Origin of the sequence: Brevundimonas sp. (genome assembly GCF_046299595.1) — a bacterium.
GTDB lineage: Bacteria > Pseudomonadota > Alphaproteobacteria > Caulobacterales > Caulobacteraceae > Brevundimonas.
Genome location: NZ_JBKBHQ010000001.1, coordinates 270284 through 286326, shown reverse-complemented (window position 1 = coordinate 286326; position 16043 = coordinate 270284). Strand labels below are relative to the sequence as shown.

At 66.7% G+C, this 16043-nt stretch carries 12 protein-coding genes; 5 read left to right on the top strand and 7 right to left on the bottom strand.

The annotated features are described in order from the left end of the window. Nucleotides 1–18 precede the first annotated feature (18 nt). A complete protein-coding gene (locus ACK4E3_RS01445) occupies nucleotides 19–2694 on the bottom strand; it encodes a ribonuclease E/G (protein ID WP_409695287.1) in 2676 nt (891 codons plus the stop codon). Between the two features lie 519 nt (nucleotides 2695–3213). Between ACK4E3_RS01445 and ACK4E3_RS01440 the strand changes: the two genes are divergently transcribed. The 3 genes from ACK4E3_RS01440 (at nucleotide 3214) to prfB (ending at nucleotide 8313) form a co-directional block, all read left to right on the top strand. Further along, nucleotides 3214–4515 (top strand): N-acetylmuramoyl-L-alanine amidase, encoded by a 1302-nt coding sequence (locus tag ACK4E3_RS01440; protein ID WP_409695284.1) that lies wholly within the window; start codon nucleotides 3214–3216, stop codon nucleotides 4513–4515. A 168-nt stretch (nucleotides 4516–4683) separates the two neighbouring features. After that, the gene (locus ACK4E3_RS01435) at nucleotides 4684–7095 is read left to right on the top strand and encodes a penicillin-binding protein 1A (protein WP_409695282.1); all 2412 of its coding nucleotides are present in this window, start codon (nucleotides 4684–4686) and stop codon (nucleotides 7093–7095) included. A 92-nt stretch (nucleotides 7096–7187) separates the two neighbouring features. After that, nucleotides 7188–8313 (top strand): peptide chain release factor 2 gene (gene prfB, locus ACK4E3_RS01430; RefSeq protein WP_409695279.1). Its coding sequence is split into 2 segments (ribosomal slippage): nucleotides 7188–7256 and nucleotides 7258–8313, totalling 1125 coding nucleotides; the frame shifts between segments, so codons are not numbered across the junction. A 97-nt stretch (nucleotides 8314–8410) separates the two neighbouring features. Here the strand turns inward: prfB and ACK4E3_RS01425 are convergent. The 4 genes from ACK4E3_RS01425 to tyrS form a co-directional block, all read right to left on the bottom strand. Then, nucleotides 8411–8977 (bottom strand): polymer-forming cytoskeletal protein, encoded by a 567-nt coding sequence (locus ACK4E3_RS01425; protein ID WP_409695276.1) that lies wholly within the window; start codon nucleotides 8975–8977, stop codon nucleotides 8411–8413. Next, nucleotides 8961–10112, bottom strand: a complete 1152-nt coding sequence (locus ACK4E3_RS01420; RefSeq protein WP_409695273.1) for a M23 family metallopeptidase — start codon at nucleotides 10110–10112, stop codon at nucleotides 8961–8963. The genes ACK4E3_RS01425 and ACK4E3_RS01420 overlap by 17 nt, the downstream gene beginning before the upstream one ends. Before the next feature lie 231 nt (nucleotides 10113–10343). Next, nucleotides 10344–10814 (bottom strand): thioredoxin-dependent thiol peroxidase, encoded by a 471-nt coding sequence (gene bcp, locus ACK4E3_RS01415; protein ID WP_409695270.1) that lies wholly within the window; start codon nucleotides 10812–10814, stop codon nucleotides 10344–10346. A gap of 122 nt (nucleotides 10815–10936) precedes the next feature. Then, nucleotides 10937–12184, bottom strand: a complete 1248-nt coding sequence (gene tyrS / locus ACK4E3_RS01410) for a tyrosine--tRNA ligase (RefSeq protein WP_409695267.1) — start codon at nucleotides 12182–12184, stop codon at nucleotides 10937–10939. 45 nt (nucleotides 12185–12229) lie between these two features. Between tyrS and ACK4E3_RS01405 the strand changes: the two genes are divergently transcribed. Continuing rightward, on the top strand, nucleotides 12230–12817 hold the full coding sequence (locus tag ACK4E3_RS01405; RefSeq protein WP_409695264.1) for a DOMON-like domain-containing protein: 588 nt from the start codon (nucleotides 12230–12232) through the stop codon (nucleotides 12815–12817). Next, nucleotides 12814–14016: an exo-beta-N-acetylmuramidase NamZ domain-containing protein gene (locus tag ACK4E3_RS01400; RefSeq protein ID WP_409695261.1), complete on the top strand. Its 1203-nt coding sequence runs from the start codon at nucleotides 12814–12816 to the stop codon at nucleotides 14014–14016. The genes ACK4E3_RS01405 and ACK4E3_RS01400 overlap by 4 nt, the downstream gene beginning before the upstream one ends. On the opposite strand, the gene ACK4E3_RS01395 is transcribed toward ACK4E3_RS01400, so the two are convergent. Continuing rightward, entirely contained in the window at nucleotides 14013–15308 is a 1296-nt protein-coding gene (locus ACK4E3_RS01395) for an NAD(P)/FAD-dependent oxidoreductase (protein WP_409695258.1), read from the bottom strand. The genes ACK4E3_RS01400 and ACK4E3_RS01395 overlap by 4 nt on opposite strands. A gap of 60 nt (nucleotides 15309–15368) precedes the next feature. Beyond that, nucleotides 15369–16019: an alpha/beta hydrolase gene (locus tag ACK4E3_RS01390; protein WP_409695256.1), complete on the bottom strand. Its 651-nt coding sequence runs from the start codon at nucleotides 16017–16019 to the stop codon at nucleotides 15369–15371. Nucleotides 16020–16043: the final 24 nt, after the last annotated feature.

The following is a 16043-nucleotide window of genomic DNA, read 5'->3' as shown; positions in this document are numbered from 1 at the left end:
CGTCTATGTAGCAACAGTTCAGCCGCGACGCCACCAGCCCCGCTTGGGTTTGCTCGGCGGTGCCGTGATCTCGTTCGGATCGGGGGCCGGGGCGGCTGTGGGCGCAGCCTCGGCCTTGGCAGCCTCAGGCTCAGGCGCGAAGGTCTCGCTGGTTCCAGCCGTTTCCAGCACAGGCTCCGGCGCGGTTTCCGGCTCCCCGTTCTGCTCGCGCTCATGGCCCGTTTCGAGCGGATCGGCAGCGGTATCGGCATCGGCGGCGAGTGCCGCGTCCTCGACCCCGGCGGCCTCAGCCATCACGAAGGTTTCATCGCCCGGCGATGCCGTGTCGACCGCTTCGGCGGGCATGGGGGCCTGCTCGCGGGTCTTGCGACGCACGCGGCGGCGGCGCGGCTCCTCGGCGGGAGTGCCCTGGCTGGCCTCTGCGGGCAGGGGCGTGGCGGAAGTCACATCAGGGGACGCATCAGCCTCTGCCCGTTGCGGCTGAACGTTGCTGCGCTCCTCGCGGCGCGGTCTGCGTGCGCCAGCGTCCCTGTCCTCGTCGTTGCGCGCGGCCCGGGCCACATCGAAAGGATCGAACCAGACGAACGGCTGCTCGATGGAGGGCGTGCGCCCACGAACCCAGGTGAACATCCCGCTCGGGCGCGAGCCTTCCTCGCGCACGCGACGTCCGCCGCGGCGGCCGCGGCGACGGCGGCGATTGCCGTCTTCGCCATCGTCATCGCCGCCATCGGAGGTGCGCTCGTCATCATTGCCGGTGCCGTGAGCGGCATCGTCCTCGCGGGCTTCCCCATCGTCACGGCGGCCCCCGCGACGGCGACGGCGGCGGCGGCCACCACGACCGCGGCCCTCTTCGGAGCGATCCTCGCGCTCGCTGGTGTCGGACTCGGACCCTGCACCCTCTTCGTCCTCGTCCTCCGCATCGTCCTCGACCAGATCGTCGTCGAGGTCGGGCAGGGCGGGCAGGTCGCTCCTGGGCGCTTCGGGCGGGACGAAGGTCTCGTCCGTGCTGGTGCGATCGACGCGCAGCTCGTCCTGCGCCATGTCCTCGTCGACCGCCACGGCGACGAACAGGCCGTAACGCAGTTGCAGGCGCGAGAGGTAGTCGCGCTTGTGATTGAGGATGTAGAGCGCCACCTCGGTCGGCAGGGTCAGGGTGACGGTGCCTGCACCCTTCACCGCCTCGATGTCGACGGCGCGCAGGGCCATGAGGGCGCTGGTCTCGTGCGACAGCACTCGTCCGGTGCCATGGCAGTGATCGCAGACGGTCGTGGCCCCCTCAAGCACGCCCAGGCGGCGGCGCTGGCGGCTCAGCTCCATCAGGCCGAAGGTGGAAATCTTGCCCATCTGGATGCGGGCACGATCCACGGCCAGCGCATCCTTGAGACGCTTTTCGACGGCCCGGTTGTTCTTGGGCTCGTCCATGTCGATGAAGTCGATGACGATCAGGCCGGCCAGGTCGCGCAGGCGCAGCTGGCGGGCGGCCTCATCGGCGGCTTCGAGATTGGTCTTGAGGGCCGTCGCCTCGATGTTGCGTTCCTTGGTGGCGCGGCCCGAGTTGACGTCGATGGCCACCAGGGCCTCGGTCTGGTGGATCACGATATATCCACCCGACTTGAGCTGAACGGTCGGCGAGTGAATGTGCGTAAGGGTATCCTCGACACGGTAGGCCGCGAACAGCGGCGCCTGGCCCGCATAGAGCTGCACCTTCTTGGCCTGGGAGGGCATGAGCATGCGCATGAAGTCGCGCGCCTCGCGCCAGCCCTGCTCGCCCTCGACCAGAAGGGCGTCGAAGTCCTTGTCGAACATGTCGCGCACGGCCCTGCGGACCAGGGTTTCCTCCTCGTAGATCAGAGAAGGGGCCGTCGAGTTGAGTGTGGTCTCGCGGATGGTCTCCCACAGTCGCAGCAGATAGTCGTAGTCACGCTTGATCTCGGCCTTGGTGCGCTTGGCACCTGCCGTGCGGACGATCAGGCCCATGCCCTGGGGCACATCCAGGCTCTGAACCACGGTCTTGAGACGCTTGCGGTCGGTCGCCGTGGTGATCTTGCGCGAGATGCCGCCGCCCTTGGCCGTGTTGGGCATCAGCACACAATAGCGGCCAGCCAGGGACAGCCAGGTGGTCAGGGCCGCGCCCTTGGCACCGCGCTCGTCCTTGACCACCTGCACCAGCAGGATCTGCCGACGCTTGATGACGTCCTGAATCTTGTAGCGGCGCATAAGCTTGCGACGCAGGCGATCCTCGGCCGAAGAGGGGGCGGAATCGCCGTTGTCGTCGTCGGAAGCGGCTTCGGACCCGTTCTCGGCGCCATTGTCGGGGCCATGTCCGTTATCGCCGTTGGCATCGAGGCTGCCGGCCTCGTCGGTCTCACCCGCAGGCTCGTGAGCGCCGTCGTCGTCGCTGTCGGCCTCGGCAGCCAGTTCGGCCATCAGGGCTTCGCGGTCGGCGACCGGAATCTGGTAGTAGTCGGGATGGATCTCGTTGAAGGCGAGAAAGCCGTGGCGGTTGCCGCCGTACTCGACGAAGGCGGCCTGAAGGCTGGGTTCTACCCGCGTGACCTTGGCCAGATAGATGTTGCCCCGGAGCTGGCGACGGCCCCGGCTTTCGAAATCGAATTCCTCAAGTTGGCGTCCATCCATGATCGCGACGCGCGTTTCTTCCGCGTGCGCCGCGTCGATCAGCATGATCTTCGACATTAAAGGGTCTTTCTGTGAGGCGCGCGTCAGCCTCGGCCCGCGAGGGGGCGGAGGCGGCTCGCCAATGATGTGTTGCTAGGCTGGGCATGGGGACGCGCTGATCGCGCGTCGCGGCCGCGTGCGCCGGAGCGTGCTCTGACAGGTCAGGTCGGACGGCAATGCGGCCCATGAACGATTCGGTTTCCCTGGATGCGCCCGCCCGACCGCTCACTTCGAGCGGGGGACGTGACGCCTCAGCCATCGGGCTTGGTATTGGCCTCTGCGCGACGGCGGGTTGCCCCCGGTCGATGTCTCTCATTTCTGTCCGCGACAGGAGCATGAGGCGTCATCGCCGAAAACGCCGCCAACTTAGAGATGTCGGAGGCGAAAGAAAAGCGCTCGTTGGGCAAGGCCCCCAAAGTCGCATGGCGGTTGGGCCGTCCGCGGCATTTTTCGCGCGCAGCGGGGCCGCCTTAACCCCTTCCTCACCGTGCTGCGCTAGGCTTGCGCGAAAACCAGACCAGAATGGTGAGGGTGTCCGTGGGGTTTGTTCGCCCGCTTTACGACAGGGTCTCGGCGGTTCCAGGGCTCAAGGCGCGTGCCTTGGCGGCTCTGATCGCGCTTGTGCTGATCGCGTTGCTGCTGACGGCAGGCCAGGGCCTGGCCTCAGGCGGCGGCGAGATCATGCGTGTGCGCTTTGGCGGGGACGCGACCCATACCCGCGTGGTCATCGATCTGACCGGCCGTGTCGAGGGGCAGGTGATCGAGGGGGATCGCGCGCGCCCCTCACGCATGACGCTCGCACTGGTCGGCGCGCGCCCCTCGCGCGACGTGGCACCCGGACCGGGCCGGGGGCTGGTGCGATCCTATGATGTCGATGCCGTGGCCGGTGCCGCGCGCGTGCGCCTGGAGTTGAACGGTCCGGCCGAGGTCGAGCGCCGTTTCCTGCTGCCTCCGGGCGATGGGGTGGCGCACTTTCGCTATGTGATCGATCTGCGCTCTGCCCATGCTTCCGGCTCCGCACCCCGAAGTGCGAGCGCCCAGACGCCTGCCGAGCCCCGCCCGCAGGCGGCACCGCCTCCTGCGAGCCGGGCACCCGCCACAGCGCCTCAGCCCGCCCGCAACAGTCTCGTGCGAACCATCGTCATCGATGCCGGTCATGGCGGGCGCGATCCGGGCGCCCAGGGCGTGAGCGCGCGCGAGAGCGCCATAACGCTCGCTGCCGCCCTCGATCTGAAACGCGAGCTGGAGCGTCGCGGCGGCTATCGGGTCGTTCTGACGCGCGAGAGCGATGTCTATGTGGGGCTGGAACAGCGGGTGCGCATCGCCCGTCAGGCCAGTGCCGACCTGTTCATCTCCCTTCATGCCGATGCGGGCAGCGATCCGACCACGCGCGGGGCCAGCGTCTACACCCTGTCGGAACAGGGTGCCCAGCGCGCGGTGCGCCAGGTGACCAACCGCGAGGACTGGTTCCGCGACATGCGCCTGCCCGGTCGTGATCCCAGCGTAGACCGCATCCTGCTCGACCTCACCCAGCGGGCGACCCAGAACCGCTCGGCCATCTTTGCGCGCTCGCTTCTGTCCGAGGTGGAGGGCAGCGGACATCCCATGCTGCGGCGCAGTCACCGCGATGCCGGTTTTGCCGTCCTGCTGGCCCCGGACGTGCCCGCCGTGCTGCTGGAGATGGGCTTCATCACCAATGTGGACGACGAACGCCTGCTCAGCGATCCGCGCCAGCGTCAGCGCCTTATGCGTGCGGTCGCAGCCTCCATCGACCGCTACTTCGCTGACAGCGGCACCGACATGATGATCGCCGGAAGCCCTGCTGGCGGCTCGCGCTAGCTCATCAGTAGGGTTCAGGCTTCTGTCGGCAGGGTGCCTGCTCATCCACGGCTTCGCCTGTTCAAGGTTGCAGTGCCAGCAAGCACGGACCTTCCCCCGCAATCCCTCTGGCCATGAACGGGGGCGCGCGCTAAACGAGGCCATGGGGCGCCTTTCGCGGAGTATCGGGTGAAGTCCATCGCCGAACGCTGGTTCGTGATCGCGGGCATCGGCCTGCTGGGCGCGATCGCCGTGGCGGGCGTCGCGCTCGCGGTCTATGCGGCGCTGCTGTTCCGCGAACTGCCCGACGCCGCCGAGCTGGCCGAGTATCGCCCGCCGACGGCCACGCGCGTCTATGCCTGGGATGGCACCCTGATCGGCGAGTTCTCCCAGGAGCGGCGCATCTATGTGCCCTACGAGCAGATCCCGCCAGTGGTCGTGCAGGCCTTCCTGGCCGCAGAAGACCGCAACTTCTTCCAGCACGGCGGCGTCGACGTGGGCGGACTGGGCCGCGCGGCGGTCAAGAACGTCGCCAATGCCGCACAGGGGCGCAGGCTGGAGGGCGGCTCGACCATCACCCAGCAGGTGGCCAAGAACATTCTGGTCGGTGACGATCCCACCATCGGGCGCAAGCTGCGCGAGGGCATCCTCGCCTCGCGGCTCGAGGCGACGATCTCCAAGGAGCGCATCCTCGAGCTTTATCTGAACGAGATTTTCCTGGGCTTTCGCTCCTATGGCGTGGCGGCTGCGGCCTACAACTATTTCGGCAAGCCCCTCAACCAGCTGACCATCGAGGAGGCGGCCTTCCTCGCTGCCCTGCCGAAGGGCCCGAACAACTATCACCCCCAGCGGCGCAGGGCCCAGGCCACGGCCCGGCGCAACTGGATCATCAACGAGATGCAGCAGATCGGCTGGATCACGCGCGAGCAGGCCGAAGCCGCCATCGCCCGCCCGCTGGCCACCCAGGAGGCTCCGCGCCGCGCGCAGTATGCCGATGCCGACTTCTTCGTCGAGGAGGCGCGCCGCCGGGCCCTGAGCATGTGGGGCGACGACATCAATGCGGGTGGTTACTATATGCGCACCACCCTCGATCCGCGCCTTCAGTCAGCGGCGCGCGATGCGCTGATGCGTGGTCTGGAAAGCTATGACCGCCGCCATGGCTGGCGCGGAGCTTGGGGCACGGCCGAGCTTGACGGCGACTGGCGACGCGCGGCCCGCGAGGGCACGACGCCGGCCGAGCGCCGCACCTGGGAAGCGGCCATCATCGAGAGCGTCGAGGGCAGCAGCGTGCGCATCCGCACCGCTGAAAGCGACCGCACGGGCCTTCTGGAAGCGGCGGATGTGACCTGGGCGCGCGCGGGACGGGGGCTCAATCGCGGCGATCTGATCTTTGTCGAGCCGTCCAGCGGCGAGCGTTTCAACCTGCGCCAGGTTCCTGCGGTCAACGGCGCGCTGGTGGCCATCGAGCCGACCTCGGGGCGTGTGCTGGCCATGGTGGGTGGCTATTCCTTCGGTCTTTCCAGCTTCAACCGCGCGACCCAGGCGCTGCGCCAGCCCGGCTCGGCCTTCAAGCCCTTCGTCTATGCGACCGCGCTGGAAAACGGCTTCACGCCCGCCAGCATCGTGCTCGATGCACCGATCTCCTACGCAGGCTCGCGCCCCGGCGAGCGCTGGAGTCCCTCGAACTACAGTCGCCGCTTCTATGGTCCCCAGACCCTGCGTCGCGGGCTGGAGCTGTCGCGAAACGTCATGACCGTGCGCATGGCCGATCGCGTCGGCATGCGCCGCGTCGCCGATGATGCCGTGCGCTATGGCGTGGTGGACGAGATGACGCCGGTGCTGTCCATGGCGCTGGGTGCGGGCGAGACCACGCCCTATCGTCTGACTGCGGCCTATGCCTCGTTCGTGAACGGCGGGCGGCGCATCGACCCCTATCTGATCGAGATGGTTCAGGACCGCAACGGCAGCACGGTTTACCGGGCCGACCGCCGCGAATGTGCGGGCTGTGCGCGCGCCTTCGACGGCAACGATTCTCCGCGCCTGGCGCCGCGAGGCGAGCAGGTCATGGACCCGGTGACGGCTTATCAGCTCGCCTCCATGATGGAGGGCGTTGTCCAGCGCGGCACGGCGGTGCGTGCGCGCGAGCTTGGCCCGCACATCGGTGGCAAGACCGGCACCACCAACGAATATCGCAGCGCCTGGTTCGTGGGCTTCAGCGCCGACATCGTCGTGGGCGTGTTCATCGGCTTTGACGACAACCGCTCGCTGGGCAGCGGCGAGGCGGGCTCTGCGACGGCAGTGCCGGTGTTCATCGATTTCATGCGTGTCGCTCTGCAGGACCGGCCCGCACGCCCGCTGCCGCGCCCGGCCAATGCGGAGTTCCGCATGGTCAACGGCATCGAGGAGGCGTTCAGGCCCGGCACCGTGCCCGTGCGCGAGGAGCGTCCCGAGACACCATCAGGGCCGATCCCCTACCTCGATGTGCTGCGCCAGGAGCGCGAGGCGCTGGAGCGACAGCAGGGTCAGGCCCCGCCACCGCAGAGTGCGCCGCCGCCGCCGCCGCGCAAGGACACCTCCGAGGACTTGAGGGGTCTGTTCTGAGGCCTTATCTGGCCTGAACTCAATCACCGGCCGCCGTGTGATCCCGCCAGGGCGCGGGCGGGGGCCTTTCATTCGTGCTTACGGAGTGAGCCATGCGTTTGGATGTCGAGGCCATGAAGGCCGACATCGAGCAGTCCATCGGGCTGCTCAGGAGGCGTCTTTGACTGGGATGTGGCGCTTCGAAAACTCGATGAACTGAATGCGCGGGTCGAGGACCCGACCCTGTGGGATGATGCCGAGCAGGCCCAGGCCCTGATGCGCGAGCGCACGCGCCTGAGCGATCAGGTCGGTGCCGTTCAGGGCCTTGAGCGCGATCTTGCCGACGCGCTGGACTTTGCCGAGCTGGCCGACGACGAGGGCGACGAGGAGTCGCTGGAGGAAGCACGCGTCCAGCTTCGCCAGATCAAGGACCGCGCGGCGCGCGCCGAGCTTGAGGCCCTGCTGTCTGGCGAGGCGGACGGCAACGATGCCTATGTCGAGGTCAACTCGGGCGCCGGGGGCACGGAGTCCAACGACTGGGCCGGAATGCTGCTGCGGATGTACACGCGCTGGGCCGAATCGCGTGGCTATGACGTGGAACTTCAGGAGGAGACGCCGGGCGAGCAGGCGGGCATCAAGTCCGCGACCCTGCTGGTCAAGGGCACCAATGCCTATGGCTGGCTGAAGTCGGAGTCTGGTGTGCACCGGCTGGTGCGTATCAGCCCCTATGACTCCAACGCGCGCCGCCATACCAGCTTTGCCTCGGTGGGGGTCTCGCCGGTGATCGACGACACCATCGAGATCGAGATCAACCCGTCCGACGTGCGAACCGACACCTACCGGGCCTCGGGCGCGGGTGGCCAGCACATCAACAAGACCGACTCGGCCGTGCGACTGACGCACATTCCGACCAACACTGTCGTGGCCTGCCAGGCGGGGCGCTCGCAGCACCAGAACCGCGAGCAGGCCTGGAAGATGCTGCGCGCGCGCCTGTATGAGCTTGAGCTTCAGAAGCGGCAGGCTGCGGCCCAGGCGCTGGCCGATGCCAAGACCGAGATCGGCTGGGGCCACCAGATCCGCTCCTACGTCCTGCAGCCCTATCAGATGGTCAAGGATCTGCGCACCAATGTGGAGACCTCCGATACGGACGGCGTGCTGAACGGCGATCTGGACGCTTTCATGGGTGCAGCGCTGGCGGCCAGTGTCGGCGAGACACGCGAAAACGGCAGCGAGTCCTGACAGCAAAACGCCCGCCACGGGTGCACCGGGCGGGCGTTTCATCTGAATGCCGGACCGGTTCTCGATCAGGCACAGCCAGCCTTCAGGCAGCCGGAATTCAGGCGCCGGGCTTGAGCGAGATCAGCTGGGCGCCGTCGTCGGACTGGGGAGCCTCGGCAGGGCGAGGCGGCGCGAAGCCGACCGGCTGGGCGGGCTGGGGCGCGTCCTTGCGGGCCTGCAGGCAGCGGCCCTGGAAATAGGCACCCACGTCGATGGAAAGCTGCTCGTGGCTGATATCCCCGTCGACGTAGGCCGTGGCGAACAGCTTGACCTGCTTGCCATTGACCGCACCGACGATACGACCGCGCACCTCGACCACATCGGCGCTGACCGAGCCTTCGACCGATCCGGTCTCGCCGATCACCAGATGGCTGACGCGCACGTCGCCGGTGACGGAGCCTTCGATCGTCACCTGGCCGTTGCCGCTGAGATCGCCGTTGAAGCTGAGGCCCGAGGCGAGGGTCGAGCTGGACTGCGCCGGGCGCGCCTGCGGGGCGGGCTGGGGGGCTGCGGCTGCGGTCGTCACGCCCTGCTTCTTCTGGCTGGGCGAGGGCAGATCGGGCAGGTCCGGGATCGGAACCGGCTCGGCCTGGGGACGGGGGGAGGGTTTACTCTTGCTGAACATGGTCACCTGCCTGGATGAAGCGTGCGGGGTTCTGAGGGCGGCCGTTCATCCACACCTCGTAGTGCAGGTGAACGCCCGTTGAGCGGCCAGTGGTGCCCATGCCGCCAAGTCTCTGGCCGACAGCGACCCGCTGGCCGGGTCTGACAGCGATTGTATTCAGGTGGGCATAACGGGTCTTGAATCCGCCGCCGTGGTCGATCTCGACCGTGTTTCCATAGCCGCCGCGCACGCCCGTGAACGACACCACGCCCGGCGCGGTCGCAACGATGGGGTGGTTTATCGGTGCGGCGAAGTCCTGACCCTGATGCAGGGCAGGGCGGCCGTTGAAGGGGTCGAAGCGCACGCCAAAGCTGGATGTCGTGCGTGCGCCCGGCGCAGGCCGGTAGAAGGGCAGGCGCTCGGCCGCATCGGCGAGGCCGCGCATCTCTGACAGGTTGTGGGCCGCATGGCGGATGCGCTGGGCAAAGGCCTCGTCCACGTCCAGAACAGCAGCCAGCGCGCGGGTGTCATTGGCTTCGACCAGCGGTCCTCCGAGGCCGGGGCCGGAGCCCACATAGGCGGAAGGATTGAGACCCGCGAGACGGAAGGCCAGACGAAGGCGCTCGGCGCGGCTCTGGGCGAAGGCTTCGGCCCGCGCGATCAGGCGCTCCTGATCCATGCGCACGGCCACGATGCGCTCGACGGGCGTGCGCGTGGCCGGATCGAGGGGCCGCGAGGGGCGCAGGGCATCCTCGGCGCCAGCGACGCCATGGAACATGCCCATGACCTGTGTGAGGGCGGCGTGACGGCGCTCGACCATCTGCGCCATTTCATCCAGCGAGCCCGTGGTCGCGGTCATGCGCGCGACGGCACTGTCGAGGCGAGCTTGCAGATCGGCGTTGTAGCGCTCGGACATGGCGCGCACGCGGATGACCTCGGCCTCGGCGCGGCTGCCTGCGATGAAGGTGACGACCGTCGAGCCGGAGGAGAGCAGGGTCCAGCCGCCGAATGCGACAAGCGCGGCGGCGATCATCATCTGACGGCCTGTGGTGAGCACGTAGCCGCGGGTTTCCCCCCGACTGCGCAGATAGATGTGTCTTTCAGGAAACAGTGTCTCCGCCTGATGGCGTATTTGCGCAACACGTTTCTTAATCATACCTTAACGCCCCCTAGCACCGCAGCGGTTATCCTTGAACAGCCGCCCGGATGCAAGACCCATCCCGCATCAGGGGCAATCGAGACAGGGCTTTCACCTGTCACGATGCTGGGCATGGTTAACTTCGCCTATCGCGGGTATTTGGGCGAATCTAGGCGTTGGCGCAGCTTGACTGTTCCAGCCATCGCACAGACTGTTTGCGCCAGCGTGAAGCTTTAAGGTGAAGGGCGATTAAGCTGCGCTTGAAACCTCTGCCAGCACAGCATCGGCGTGGCCCTTGACCTTGACCCTGGGCCAGATGTGCGCCACGCGGCCGTCGTTTCCGACAAGAACAGTGGTTCGCTCGATGCCCATATAGGTCTTGCCGTACATGCTCTTCTCGGTCCAGACGCCATAGCGCTCGCACAGATCACCTTCCTCGTCCGAGACCAGTGTCACATCAAGCGCGTGCTTGGCGGCGAATTTCTCGAGCTTCTTCACGCTGTCCTTGGACACGCCGATCACGCGAACGCCATGGCGTTCGAAATCGGCCTTGAGCGCGGTGAAGTCCTTGGCCTCGTTGGTGCAGCCGGGCGTATCGGCCTTGGGGTAGAAGAACAATACATAGGCGCTGCCCGAGAGTGAGGCGGACGAGACCTTGCCGCCCCCAGCCACGGGAAGGTCGAACGCGGGTGCCGTTTCACCGACGCTGGGGGTGGTCATGATCGTGTCTCCGCCTGCTGTAGGGTTTGCCGCAAGTCGCGCTGGCAGATCAGATAGGCTCGGCAAGGTGGCGGGCAAGAGTGTCCCGGCGAGCTTTCCCCCGCATCAGGCTTTCCACCGCATCAGACCGGGCGCACCAGAACGATCTTCTTCTTGCCGAACTGCACCTTGAATGCCTGGTGTTCGGGCAGCAGCTCGTCATAGCCGTGCAGACGGTCCTCGGTGATCAGCTCGTCATTGATGCGGATCGCATGGCCGGCCATGTGCCGAGCGGCCTCGCTCAGCGAGCGCGCAAAGCCTGCAGCCTTGACCAGTGCGCGCGTGGAGCGCGCCGCTTCCCATTCATCCTTCGCCAGTTCGATCACGGGCAGGTCGGCCGAAAGCTGGCCCTGCTCGAAGGCCTGTTCGGAGGCTCTCCGCGCCGTGGCAGCGCCCGCTTCGCCGTGCAGCATCGAGGTGCAGGCATCGGCCAGTACCTTCTTGGCCTCGTTGATCTCGGCACCTTGAAGGCGCTCAAGACGGGCGATCTCGTCCAGCGGCAGATCGGTGAACAGCCTCAGGAAGCGCCCGACATCCGCATCGTCCACATTGCGCCAGAACTGCCAGTAGTCGTACGGCTCGCCATTGAGCCAGACCGCCCCGCTGGCGGTCTTGCCCATCTTTGCCCCGCTGGCCGTGGTCAGCAGCGGCGTGGTCAGGCCGAACGCCCGCCCGCCGGTGCGCCGGATCAGGTCCACCCCCGAAGTGATGTTCCCCCACTGGTCCGAGCCGCCCATCTGAAGTGTCACGCCCTGGGCCTTGTAAAGCTCGAGAAAATCAACCGACTGCATCAGCATGTAGTTGAATTCGAGGAAGGTCATGGGCTGTTCGCGTTCCAGCCGCAGCTTGACCGAGTCGAAGGCCAGCATCCGGTTGACGGTGAACTGGGTGCCGTACTGGCGCAGGAACTCGATGTAGCCGAAGCGCGACAGCCAGGTGTCGTTGTCGAGCATGATGGCGTCGGTAGGCCCGTCACCAAAGGTAAGGAATTTCTCGAAGACGGTGCGAATGCCAGCGATGTTGGCGGCGATCTCATCGTCGCTCAGCAGCTTGCGCGACGCATCCTTGCCGGTGGGATCGCCCACCTTGGTCGTTGCCCCGCCCATGAGCACCACAGGCCTGTGCCCGGCCTGCTGGAGGCGGCGCAGCAGCATGATCTGGATGAGCGAGCCCACGTGCAGCGAGGGCGCGGTGGCATCAAAGCCGATGTAGCCGCTGATCACCCCGTTGCGGGCGGCCTCGTCCAGCTCGTCCGTGTGCGTGATCTGGTGGATGTAGCCCCGCTCTTTCAGGGTCTTGAGGAACGTTGATGCGAAAGCGGTCTCGGTCATGGCTTTGATTTTGCGACTGGGGAGCAGGGCGTGTAGCACGAGGGCATGGACACGCGAAACCTGATCCCCGGTGCGCCGCAATGGCAGCCTTTGCGGCCTCATCCCGGCGATGGCTTTGCAGGCGATCTCGGGCTTGAGGTCTGGGTCATCAGAGACGATGCGCGGAGCCTTCGGGTTCACTACCGGCTGTCCGGGGATCTGGAGCGACTTGTGGTCCCTGCCCACAAGGGTGCCCGGCGTGTGGATGGATTGTGGAAAACCACCTGTCTCGAGCTGTTCGTCGCCGGTGAGGGCGACGCCTATGTCGAGTACAATATGGCACCGGGCGGGGCCTGGGCGGCCTATGAGTTCGAGGCGTATCGTAGGGGTGGGCGCGACGCCCCGGTGCCCGCGCCCGAGGTGGACTGGCAGATGGGCACGCGTGCATGGCAGGTTCAGGCGCGCCTGTTGCTGCCCGATGCGCTTGCGCGCACGCAGGCCCCCTTGCGTGCCAGCGTCTGCGCCGTCATTGAGTGGCGTGGCGGTGACGCCGGGGGCACGGGGCTGAGCTACTGGGCGACGCACCACGCAAGGGTCCGGCCCGACTTTCACGACCGCGAGAGTTTCGTTCTGGAGCCTGGTAGCCCTTCATGAGAACTGGTCTGGACCGCCTGTTGACCGATGCGGAGCTTCGCAAGCCCCTGATCGGCAGGCGCGTGGCCCTGCTGGCCCATCCCGCCTCTGTTACCCACAACCTTGTCCACAGCCTCGACGCGCTGGCGGCCTGTCCCGATATCCGGCTGACGGCCGCCTTCGGGCCGCAGCACGGCATGAAGGGCGACCTTCAGGACAACATGATGGAGACGCCGGACGAGACCGATCCGGTCCATGGCATCCCGGTGTTCAGCCTCTATGGCGAGGTGCGCAGGCCCACGGGCCAGTCCATGCACACCTTCGACGTGATGCTTGTGGACCTTCAGGATGTGGGCTGTCGCATCTACACCTTCGTGACCACGCTGCTGTATGTGCTCGAAGCGGCGGCCAGCCACGGCAAGAGCGTCTGGGTGCTGGACCGGCCCAATCCCGCCGGTCGTCCCGTGGAGGGCACCTTGCTGAGGCCCGGCTTCGAGAGCTTCGTCGGGGCCGGACCCATGCCCATGCGTCATGGCATGACGCTGGGCGAGATGGGCCAGTGGTTCATTGAACACTTCGGGCTGGATGTGGACTATCGCGTGATCGCCATGGAGGGCTACGATCCCGATGGCGCCCCCGGTCATGGCTGGCCCCTGCTGGAGCGCGCCTGGATCAACCCCAGCCCCAATGCGCCCAATATCTCGATGGCGCGCGCCTATGCGGGCACGGTCATGCTGGAAGGCACCACGCTCTCGGAGGGGCGTGGCACTACGCGCCCGCTGGAGCTGTTCGGCGCACCCGACATCAGCGCCCGCGCGGTGATCGAGCGGATGCAGGCGCTGGCACCGCAGTGGCTGCGAGGCTGCGTGCTGCGCGAGATGTGGTTCCAGCCCACCTTCCACAAGCACGCGGGCCAGCTTTGCTCAGGCGTGCAGATTCACGTCGAGGGCCCGCACTACGACCATCAGGCCTTCCGGCCGTGGCGCTTGCAGGCGCTGGGCTTCAAGGCCATCCGCCAGCTCTGGCCCGACTACGAGCTATGGCGCGATTTTCCTTATGAATACGCCTTCGAACGCCTGCCCATCGACACGATCAATGCCAGCACGATCCTGCGGGACTGGGTGGATGATGCGGCGGCAGAGCCGGGCGACCTTGACGCCGTGGCCCTGCCTGACGAGGCCGCATGGCAGGACGAGCGCGCGCGCTATCTGCTTTACTAGTGCAGCTTGAGCCTCCCGGTCACCCGCCGGTGCATCAGGCGGGCCAGGGCGAGGACAGCGGTGCGGCGGACACCCAGGATCGAGCGGTGATGATTGAGGTGCAGCATCATGTACATGAAGCGCGCCACCAGACCTTCGACATAAAGCCGCCTGCCAAACACCGACAGCCTCAGCGCTCCGGCCCCGTCGTGATCACCCAGGGCCACGAGTGAGCCCTGATCCCGATAGCGAAAGCCTCTGGGCACCCTTTCTCCGGCGATGAAGCGGGGCAGGGCACGGCCCAGCCACAGGGCCTGCTGGGCGGCAGCCTGGGCACGGGCAGGCACGGGCTTGTCGTCGGGGCCGGGCACCTCGGCGCAATCGCCCATGGCCCAGACGCATGGCACCTCGGTGCGCAGGAAGGTGTCCACCTTGATCTGGTTGAGCTTGTTGACCGAAAGGCCCAGTCTGGCGTTCAGCGGATCGGCCTTCATGCCAGCCGCCCACACGACCAGATCGGTCTCGATGCGCCCCTTGTCGGTGTGAAGGCCCTGCGCGTCGATGCGCTTGACCCGCGTACTTGTCCTGACCTCGACGCCCTGTTCGACGAGCGAGCGGGTGGCGTCCTCGGCCACCTGCTCGGGCAGCGGGCCAAGCAGGCGCTCTGCCATCTCGATCAGGGTGACATCCAGCTTGAAATGCTGCTCGCGCGGCAGGTTCTCGATGAAGCCCCTATGGGCTTCGATCAGTTCGGCCGCCAGTTCGACACCCGTGGCCCCGCCGCCGACGATGGCCGTTCGCACTCTTCGCTCGTCGGAGAAGGCGGCGGCGAGGAAGGTCTGGGAAAGATGCTTCTGGAATGCGCGCGCGTCCTCGGCGTCCTCCAGCCGGTGCGTGTGCTCGGCGGCACCTTCCGTGTCGAACAGATTGGTGCCCGAGCCCATGGCGAGCACGAGGTGGTCAAAGCTGATGGTGCGCGTCCCGATCAGCGCCTCGCCATCGGGATCGAGCACAGGCGCCAGGCGCACGCAGCGCTTGTCCAGATCAAGGCCATCGAACTCACCCATCACGAAGCGGAAGTGGTTGCGGCGCGCCAGCAGCGTATAGGCGAGGCCCTCCTGATGGGCATCGAGCGTGCCCGCGGCGATCTCGTGCAGGGTGGGCTTCCACAGGTGAATGGCAGAGCGGTCCACCAGCATGACCCGCCGCCGTGCCGCCTCGCTGCCTTCGCGCCGCGCGTAGTGGCGACCCAGATGAGTTGCCAGCTTCAGCCCGCCGGCTCCACCGCCGATGATGAGAATGTCTGTCTGCACAGTGCCCTGACCAACTGCCCAAGCACAGAACGACAGCGCTGCGCGTGCGTTCCGTTATCTTCAGGCGGGTTTTTCTGCCAGGCGCTTGTCGAGATAGCTGCCGACGCGCGTTTCGACTTCGGCCAGATGGTCCTGCCAGAAGTGGCTGGCGTTCTCGACCAGATCGTAGTCGATGACGATGCCCTTCTGGGTGCGCAGCTTGTTGACCACGCGCTCGACCTCGACGGGCGGCACGATGGTGTCCGCCGTGCCATGCAGGAACAGGCCAGAGGCCGGGCAGGGCGCAAGGAAGCTGAAATCATACATGTTGGTCGGCGGCGAGACCGAGATGAAACCGTCTGTCTCGGGTCGGCGCATCAGCAGCTGCATGCCGATGTAGGCGCCGAACTGATAGCCCGCGACCCAGGTCTGGCTGGCGGCCGGGTTGCTGGCCTGAAGCCAGTCCAGTGCCGTAGCTGCGTCGGCCAGCTCGCCGATTCCTGAATCATACTCGCCCTGGCTGCGGCCCACGCCGCGCGAGTTGAAGCGCAGGGTCGCAAAGCCGCGCTTGACGAACAGCTGATAGAGCTGGACCGCCACCGGATTGTTCATGTGCCCGCCCGCCTTGGGGTGCGGATGCAGGATCAGGGCAATGGGGGCATTGTCGCGCTTGGCGGGAGAATAGCGGGCTTCGATACGGCCAGATGCGCCGGTCAGAATGACTTCAGGCATGGACTTTGGGCGACCTCGACAAGA